Source organism: Komagataeibacter melomenusus (genome assembly GCF_013155395.1).
Classification (GTDB): domain Bacteria; phylum Pseudomonadota; class Alphaproteobacteria; order Acetobacterales; family Acetobacteraceae; genus Komagataeibacter; species Komagataeibacter melomenusus.
This window is the reverse complement of record NZ_JABJWC010000140.1, coordinates 1-246: the sequence shown is the minus strand read 5'-3', so window position 1 is coordinate 246 and position 246 is coordinate 1. Positions and strand designations below refer to the sequence as shown.

Here is a 246-nt window from a genome sequence, read left to right as displayed (position 1 = left end):
CACATCCAGTTTGAATGGACATATTCGAACTGGTGAAGATGTTCGACAAACAATGAGTTAGAGCAATTCCACCGAGCTTGGGTTCAGTGGAATTGCTCTAGAAATTCACATTCGTATGTAGCCCGAAGGTGGCCTCATTGCGCACGCGCTCCCCCTTGCTGTCGCGCACACCGCCACTGGGGGCCACGATGCCCTGTATATCGGGTTGTATGATCATCCATGGCGTGACCTGGGCCTGATAGGTCA

At 52.4% G+C, this 246-nt stretch carries 1 protein-coding gene; it reads right to left on the bottom strand.

Annotated elements, in window-relative coordinates; translation table 11 throughout:
• Positions 1–97: 97 nt before the first annotated feature.
• Positions 98–246: carbohydrate porin (locus tag HNW77_RS17430; RefSeq protein ID WP_172159356.1), on the bottom strand; the 149-nt coding region annotated here is incomplete at its 5' end.